Source organism: Rhizobium sp. BK399, from assembly GCF_014194695.1.
Classification (GTDB): domain Bacteria; phylum Pseudomonadota; class Alphaproteobacteria; order Rhizobiales; family Rhizobiaceae; genus Rhizobium.
Genome location: NZ_JACIAH010000037.1, coordinates 1 through 7,887, shown reverse-complemented (window position 1 = coordinate 7,887; position 7,887 = coordinate 1). Strand labels below are relative to the sequence as shown.

Sequence of the window (7,887 nt, the reverse complement as noted above, 5' to 3'; positions counted from 1 at the left end):
CGTAGCGGCGGCGTGTCATGATAGCTCCTAATTCGGAAGCCTTGAATCACGCCGAACGCAATACGCCAAGAGAATTTATGAGTTTACGGCCTAGGAAGCAACACAAGAAATTCCTCTCCTCCAAACCGCGCGACCTGATCTTGCTCGCTTCTTAGACTGCTCTGGATGATGCCCGCCACTTTCACCAGGCAGCGGTCGCCTTCGGCATGGCCGAGAGTGTCGTTCAGCTTCTTGAACTCATCGATATCGCACATCAGCATCGCGATGCTCGATCTAGTCGCCTTTGCCTCCGTCCAGCACTTGCCAATGGTTTCCACCATCGAGCGCCGGTTTGCCACACCCGTAAGCGGATCCGTTCGCGCCAGCAATTCGAGGCGATTATTGGCATCAGTTAAATCAGCCAGCCGTCTGCGATCCCTTAGCTCGAGCAGGAAAGTCTTCTGGGCAAGGATGGTGGCCGTCCGGCGGGCCACCAAAGTCGCCGCCACGCCGCTTGCAAAAAATAGCGTTGCCGCCGCGGCGCTTCCCATGGCTATCTCGGGGTTTTGAAGCTGGTATATGCCAACGGCGTAAGTTGCGATTGTCGCCGACCAGCTAAGCGGTATCGGAAAGATGACGATCGCCGTGACTGCCACGAATAGCATGATGGTCAAGTGCCGCTCGTAAAACTGGCCCCCTGTGCTAACGCCGACCAAGGCAACCGACAGAAGGATGAAGAACATGCTCGTGAGAATCGTTGCGCCCTGAACCCAGTAGGCGCGTGTCATCGAGAAAACTGCCGCCGCAACGAGGGCGGCGGGCACGAGGATGGATGCTGGAAGGAGCATGGAACGTACCGCTTCGGCCGGAAGCAGGACGGCGTTGAGAGCCAGCGTCAATGCGTCAAGGACGATCACCCAGATCATCCAGGCGCGTATGATTTTTGAGGTCTGCGGCCACGAACGCTCGCGAAAGAGGCGGCGAAGGCTGGGGTGAAAACGAATGTCGCGCGTGCGCCCACTCAGCTGGCGCTCGACCTCCCGGTCAATCTCTGGGCTAAGACACTGGGCCGGCATGCGCGTGCGCACAGTCGACCTGCCGGCCAGTATCCTTCTAAGAACATTCATGGGGACGATCTAGAGAGTATGCGGGCGCGGGCAAGATAAGCCTCTATCCGACGGGCCTCCATTACCTAACGATGTAGAGCCGTGAGCATTCGAACATCTCGAAAGCTGTTCTGTTGTGAAACGAAGCTTTTACTGTACAGACGTCAGGTGTTCATTCTGCGGTTGAGCGCCCTTTAACGTGGGATGTGGATCCCTAGCAGTTGCGGCTTTCGAGACACGGAAAGCGGGTTGAGCAACGGTCGCCGTCGGATCCCACCATTCGCTCGCACCCCATGGCCAGCCGCCGGCGCAGCTTCAATAGATTGGCTCCCGCGCCGAATTGTGCCACCAGGACTTTTCGCTCGAAGCTTTCGCGACGATCGCAGACGCTGCACTCCAACAAGATGACGGCTTGGCGGACGTCTTTCAGCGTCGGGCCGTCACCACCCGCAAGATTCAGCTGTCGTCTAGCCATCATGTCTCCGGAGATCCGGCTTCATGCCGGCGCGGCGGCTGACTATCCGATCCGGAACTCATAAGCAAGTCACCGCGGCGACAAAGAGCGCAAGCTTCTTATCGATCTTGGATGATACTAACTCACGGCCAACCCGACCGCCTATGTCAAATGCAATTGCGGTAAGTCGCGATAGGCGTATGGTTCGCCGCGGGGCGAAGGCGGGCATTATTTTCTTCTTCGACGCTGACCCGCGTGGAGTGCGTCCTTACCGCACGAGCTGTCGTATACTTATTTGCGTTGTCGACTTCGACACACGCTGGGTACTGACAGATGCGACATAACCATGCCGGAGAACCTGGTTATAGCTTCGCCGCGGTGATCGAATCAACGCTGGCAAAAAGTGTGAGGTCGTGACGTTGGGCGACGAGTGCGTCGGTGAGATAGGAAACAATGCGCTCGGTTCCAGCCTAAAGCTTGGGCGGAACGCTTTTGGCGAGCGGTGCGATCTGCGCGATCTTCATCGGCAAAACCTCCTCGACTGAGCAAAGAGTCGACGGCGAAAATCATGTTCGAGTCCTTCGAGGGGACGCGGCCGGTTCGTGGACTTCCGGCGCGACAGCCTCGACGGGCCGCTGCACTCCGTCCGCCATACACACAAGGGTCTGATCGGACCGAACGAATGGCGACGTCTCGAGGGCGAGTTTAAGTTTCACTGAACTCTTGAATTCGATTTTTCGTCTTCCTAGCTCGTTCCCAACCCGAGGCGTTGAACTCGGTGTGTGCGCCGATTGTGTATGGAGTGACCTGTATGGAAGAGAATATCAGCATCATCAAGAGCGTTGAGATCGATGAGCGGGAAGAGATCATCGTGGACTTTGCTCGTTGGCTCGAGACTGCCTCAAAAGAGGCGTTGGTCCGCGGAGAAGGGAAGTTTGCAGTGATGTCCGCCAGCATGGCGGAAGCAATGCGGGTCAATGCCGACGAACTTGCTCGCGATGATCCTGAAAAGGCCGAACGTGTGCTGCAGCAGGCCAGCGCGATGATGGCGCAGTTCAAGGCCGCCTATCCCCATCGTGTCATCAATCGATCCATCCACTGATAGAGATAGCGGTGGCGGATCTATGAAAGGTCCGCTCATGCTGGCGCTGCCGTAGGCAACAATTCTTGCTGGTAACATGGCGAACCCGTACGATTTGGAAGAAATGCAAAGCGAAGATGCTGGTGGATACCGGGGCCTTCTCCGTCGTTATCGCACACAGCTCGTGGCAGCTGCGACGTTGACCCTGTTCTGCCTCGTCGGCTACGCAGTCATGCAGTTGACGGATGAGGTGCGCTACGACGACGTGGTGGCGGCACTGGCAGAGACGCGGCTGAGTTCGATCCTGCTCGCCTTGCTTTTCACGGCCCTGAGCTTTCTGGCACTCGTCTTCTACGATCTCAATGCCATCGACTATATCGGCCAGCGTCTGCCTTTCCCGCATGTCGCGCTGACGGCCTTCAGTGCCTATGCGGTCGGCAATACAGCCGGTTTCGGCGCGCTGTCAGGCGGTGCGATCCGTTACCGCGCCTATACACGTCTTGGGGTTTCGCCCGAGGATATCGGTCGCATCATTGCTTTCATCACACTTTCCTTCGGCCTCGGCCTGACGTCCGTGGCGGCAATCGCGCTCCTTGTCATCGCCAATGAGATCGCACCGCTGATCAATGTCAGCGGCCCGTGGCTTCGCCTGATCGCTGCGGTCATCCTGGCGATCCTCGGCTCTCTCATGGTGCTCGGCCGCGAAGGCCGGGTGATCGAAATCGGGTCGATTGCACTTCGGCTGCCGGATTCGCGCACATGGTCGCGCCAGTTCCTGGTCACTGCATTCGATATCGCAGCGTCTGCCTCGGTGCTCTATGTGCTCCTGCCGCAGACCGCGATCGGCTGGCCGGTGTTTCTGGCGGTCTACGCGATCGCCGTCGGGCTTGGTGTGCTGAGCCATGTGCCGGCGGGCCTCGGCGTTTTCGAGACCGTCATCATTGCCTCGCTCGGCAGTGCGGTGAATATCGATGCCGTTCTCGGCTCGCTCGTTCTTTACCGGCTGATCTATCACGTTCTGCCGCTGCTGATCGCCATCCTTGCGGTTTCGGTGACCGAGCTTCGCCGTTTCGTGGATCATCCGGCGGCCTCCAGCGTACGGCGCATTGGTGGTCGGTTGATGCCGCAGTTGCTGTCGGCGCTGGCGCTGCTTCTGGGCGTCATGCTGATCTTTTCGAGCGTGACGCCGACGCCCGATCAGAATCTCGAATTCCTCTCCAATTATTTGCCGTTGCCGATAGTAGAGGGCGCACACTTCTTCTCCAGCCTGTTTGGTCTTGCACTGGTTGTGGCCGCCCGTGGCCTGAGCCAGCGGCTCGACGGCGCTTGGTGGGTGGCCGTATTCTCGGCGGTTGCCGCTTTGACATTCTCGCTGCTGAAGGCGATCGCTCTCGTGGAGGCAGGCTTCCTGGCCTTTCTGGTCTTCGGCCTGTTCGTCAGCCGCCAGCTCTTTACCCGCCATGCGTCGCTTCTCAACCAGGCAATGACCGCTTCCTGGCTAATGGCGATTGCCGTCATCGTCGTCGGTTCCGTCGTTATCCTGCTCTTCGTCTATCGCGACGTGGAATACAGCAACGAACTCTGGTGGCAGTTCGAATTTGCCGCGGAAGCGCCGCGCGGTCTGCGTGCCGTGCTCGGCATTACAATCATTTCCTCGGTAATCGCTATCTTCAGCCTGTTGCGGCCGGTGACTTTCAGGCCGGAACCCGCAGATGAGGAAGCCGTGCGCCGCGCCGTGGAAATCGTCGACAAACAGGACAGTGCTGACGCCAATCTGGTGCGCATGGGCGACAAGTCCATCATGTTCTCGGAAAAGGGCGATGCCTTCATCATGTATGGACGGCAAGGCCGCTCGTGGATCGCGCTGTTCGATCCGATCGGCGATCATCGTGGCGTCCAGGAACTGGTCTGGCACTTCGTGGAAGCGGCGCGCGCTGCAGGCTGCCGTGCGGTCTTCTACCAGATTTCGCCAGCGCTGCTTTCGCACTGCGCCGATGCCGGCTTGCGCGCTTTTAAGCTCGGCGAATTGGCAATCGCCGATTTGCGCACCTTCGAGATGAAGGGCGGCAAATGGGCTAACTTGCGCCAGACCGCGAGCCGAGCCCAGCGTGACGGGTTGGGATTCACCGTCGTCGAACCCGCCAATGTCCCCGGAATCATCGACGAGCTCTCGGCCGTTTCCAATGCCTGGCTCGAGCATCACAATGCAAAGGAGAAGGGCTTCTCGCTCGGCGCGTTCAAGCCCGATTACCTCATTTCGCAGCCAGTCGGCGTGCTGAGGAAGGACGGCCGAATTGTTGCCTTTGCCAATATCCTTGTCACCGGAACCAAGTCCGAAGCCACGATCGACCTGATGCGCTTTTCGCCCGATGCGCCAAAAGGCGCGATGGACTTCCTCTTGGTGCAGATCATGGAACATCTGAGAGCGGAGGGCTACAGACACTTCAACCTCGGCATGGCACCGCTTTCGGGGATGTCGAAACGCGAAACGGCCCCTGTCTGGGACCGCATCGGCAGCACCGTCTTCGAACACGGCGAGCGCTTCTACAATTTCAAGGGGCTTCGCGCCTTCAAATCCAAGTTTCATCCGCACTGGCAACCGCGCTATCTTGCGGTCTCCGGAGGAGGCAATCCGATGATCGCATTGATGGATGCGACATTTCTGATCGGCGGCGGACTCAAGGGAGCCGTCAGGAAATGATCGAAGCCTGCGAAGTTCGCGGGGAGCAGCCGGCGACCGGCTCATCGCCCTGGAACTGCGAAGCCAGTCCATTATTGCCTGAGGCGACTGCGCACTTCAGGCACCACTATTAACTCTGACCTTGCGAGAAGAAACAGGCAATGGGAAAGGGACACATGAAGCTTCAGTTGGCCGCAGCAGTAGTCCTTACCGCATGAAGCGCAAGCCAATCATCCATCCTCAGAGTGATATTGACTTATAGGTAGTTTGGAGTGCCCCCCGTTTCGCCGGACAGGTCAGCTATTGAGATGAAGCTTTGATGAATTCCCTTGGGGAAGCCATCTTCAGCGCTGAATGTGGATGGATTTCGTTGTAATCCTCGATCCATCCGTCGATCTTCCGGAGTGCTGTACCTGCGTCCGGAATGGGTGATATGCGTATGTAGTCCCGTTTCAGGGTTTTGACGAACGCCTCCGACATGCCGTTCGACTGTGGGCTGGCAACAGGCGTGAAGCATGGGATCAGATTGAGGGCTTGAGCAAACAGCCTGGTATCCCTTGCAGTGTAGGCACTGCCGTTATCAGATAGATGTTCGATAGCATGCGGAGCGCTGGTTGCGCCGAAGCGCTTCTCGACGGCCTCCAACATCATGTCTCGGATGTCAGAACCGGATATCCCGGCATTGGCCACGGCTGCCCAGGCAATGATTTCCCGGTCAAACGCGTCGATGATGAAAGCGAGACGAACTACCTCACCATTCCAGCAGGTGAACTCAAGACCGTCCGAGCACCAACGAAGGTTCGACCGCATCACCATGACTTTGCCGTCGTGGATGCGGCCCTTGCGCACGGCGGTGTGTTTCTCAAGGATCATCGCGTGGTTGGCCATGATGCGATGAACCCGCTTGCGGTTGACGACCGGCTGATCGGCGGCTCGCCGCTGCCTGTTGAGAAGGGCAGCGATCCGCCGATAGCCATAAGTTGGCCTGGCATCCACCAGCTTGCGAATGGCAGGCAGCAGTTCGGCATCCTCGGTTTTCAGATAAGGCCCGCGAGGCTTGGACTTACCTTTCAGACGTTCGGCAAGATTGGACCTCGATACCCCCAGGACTTGCGCCACCGTCTTCATCGAGAACCGTCCTTCGGCAACAAGATCGGCCGCGATATCGGTTTTTTTGACTGGGCTTTGGAAAGGGCTTCGCGGAGAATCTCGTTCTCAAGCGTCTTGCGTCCGAGGATGCGCTCAAGCTCGCGCACTCGATCTTCCAGCTTCTTCACTTCGGAATTGCCGATCACTGGTTCGTCGGAATCCACGGCCACCGCACCTCCCTCGCTCAGGAGCCGACGCCAGCGATACAAGAGATTTGGCGCAACTCCATGTCGCCGAGCCGAAGAGGAAACAGTCTCCCCCGGGGCATAGCTCTCCTCGATGATCTGCAGTTTGCGTTCCGTTGTCCAGCGTCGCCGCCTGACGTCACCGATCATCAGATCAACCTGTCGAAACTCGTTAGACATAAGCCTATCCTCAAGCCTGTGCTTGAGCCTTCCTGCTTATGCTGAGTGTCCGGTCGAATTGGGGTGCAGTTCATAGTTATAAGACATTCACCCTAGAACCGTCTAAACTGGATATAAGTGATGGGATGAAGTTCGCAACCCGTTTGCACCAGGTGCCGGATAACAGCCACCGGAACTCGCTGCACGGGACAAAATTCTAGAAGATGCACGCATAGCTGTCCAACGAGCTATTCGCGGCAGGCCCGCCCAGTATCAGATACTGCTTGGGCTCCGCGGCGTCGCCAAGACAGTTTTGTTAAACCAAATTGAAAAGATAGCTGAAGAGTATGGGCACCTGACTTCTTTGGTGGAAGCACCAGAAGGAGTTGCTCTTCCAACACTTCTTTATCCGTGCATCCATCAAATCCTTCGCAAAGTAAGTGTAATCGACCAAGCGAAAGCGAGTGCCTTCAGTGTAATGCGAGCGCTTCGTAGTTTCGCGTCAATATTCAAAGTGGAGATGGGCGATTTCGCGTTGTCAGTGGATCCCGAAACAGGAACGGCCGATAGCGGAAACATAGAATGTGACCTTGCAGAGCTTTTTGTGAGGGTCGGGGAGGCGGCGAAGGCTGCAGAACGCGGCTGGACGCTCCTAATCGACGAAATCCAATACATCAATGAAAAGGACTACGCTGGACTAATCGTTGCGATTCATCGGATAAATCAGAAAGGCCTACCGGTGCTGTTTTTCGGCGCTGGCTTGCCTCAGGTGGCTGCTCTTTCCGGCGATGCGAAGTCTTATGCGGAGCGTTTGTTTACCTATCCCTCAGTGGGGGCACTTGATCGAAATTCGGCGGAGCTAGCTATCAAGAACCCGATTGAGGAGGAAGGTGAGCAAATAAAAGTTGATGCATTGCAATCTGTCGTCACGAAGACCCAAGGCTATACATATTTTCTCCAGGAATGGGGTTATCAAGCTTGGAATACCGCCAATCAGTCGTAAGCGCGATTTTCGATGCGCATTGACGGCTGCTGCACTGCTGGCCTCGCATCAGTACCGAGATCCGGCTCTGTTAGGCGGTGGATGTTTTCGA

At 57.2% G+C, this 7,887-nt stretch carries 3 protein-coding genes and 4 pseudogenes; 4 read left to right on the top strand and 3 right to left on the bottom strand.

The window, feature by feature from the left end:
• Positions 1-92: 92 nt before the first annotated feature.
• Positions 93-1,055 (bottom strand): annotated as a pseudogene (locus FHT97_RS30375) (diguanylate cyclase); the annotation flags it as partial.
• An 849-nt stretch (positions 1,056-1,904) separates the two neighbouring features.
• Positions 1,905-2,063 (bottom strand): annotated as a pseudogene (locus FHT97_RS31350) (glycosyltransferase family 4 protein); the annotation flags it as partial.
• A 72-nt stretch (positions 2,064-2,135) separates the two neighbouring features.
• Between FHT97_RS31350 and FHT97_RS30365 the strand changes: the two are divergent.
• From FHT97_RS30365 to mprF, 3 genes and pseudogenes are all read left to right on the top strand, one after another.
• Positions 2,136-2,258, top strand: a pseudogene (locus FHT97_RS30365) (aspartate-semialdehyde dehydrogenase); the annotation flags it as partial.
• Positions 2,259-2,350: 92 nt separating this feature from the next.
• A complete protein-coding gene (locus FHT97_RS30360) occupies positions 2,351-2,641 on the top strand; it encodes a hypothetical protein (protein ID WP_183757793.1) in 291 nt (96 codons plus the stop codon).
• 76 nt (positions 2,642-2,717) lie between these two features.
• The gene (gene mprF / locus FHT97_RS30355) at positions 2,718-5,321 is read left to right on the top strand and encodes a bifunctional lysylphosphatidylglycerol flippase/synthetase MprF (RefSeq protein WP_183757795.1); all 2,604 of its coding nucleotides are present in this window, start codon (positions 2,718-2,720) and stop codon (positions 5,319-5,321) included.
• Between the two features lie 279 nt (positions 5,322-5,600).
• Here mprF and FHT97_RS30350 read toward each other — a convergent pair.
• A protein-coding gene (locus FHT97_RS30350; RefSeq protein WP_183865168.1) for an IS3 family transposase occupies positions 5,601-6,814 on the bottom strand; the annotation gives its coding sequence in 2 pieces (ribosomal slippage) (positions 5,601-6,478 and positions 6,478-6,814; 1,215 coding nt in all).
• Between the two features lie 187 nt (positions 6,815-7,001).
• Between FHT97_RS30350 and FHT97_RS30345 the strand changes: the two are divergent.
• Positions 7,002-7,796: pseudogene (locus FHT97_RS30345) on the top strand (ATP-binding protein); the annotation flags it as partial.
• Between the last annotated feature and the right edge of the window lie 91 nt (positions 7,797-7,887).

What these genes read in the sequence shown, in the direction of transcription:
- FHT97_RS30360 (WP_183757793.1), top strand. Translation starts at nt 2,351, where the DNA reads ATGGAAGAGAATATCAGCATCATCAAGAGCGTTGAGATCGATGAGCGG.
- mprF (WP_183757795.1), top strand. Translation starts at nt 2,718, where the DNA reads ATGGCGAACCCGTACGATTTGGAAGAAATGCAAAGCGAAGATGCTGGT.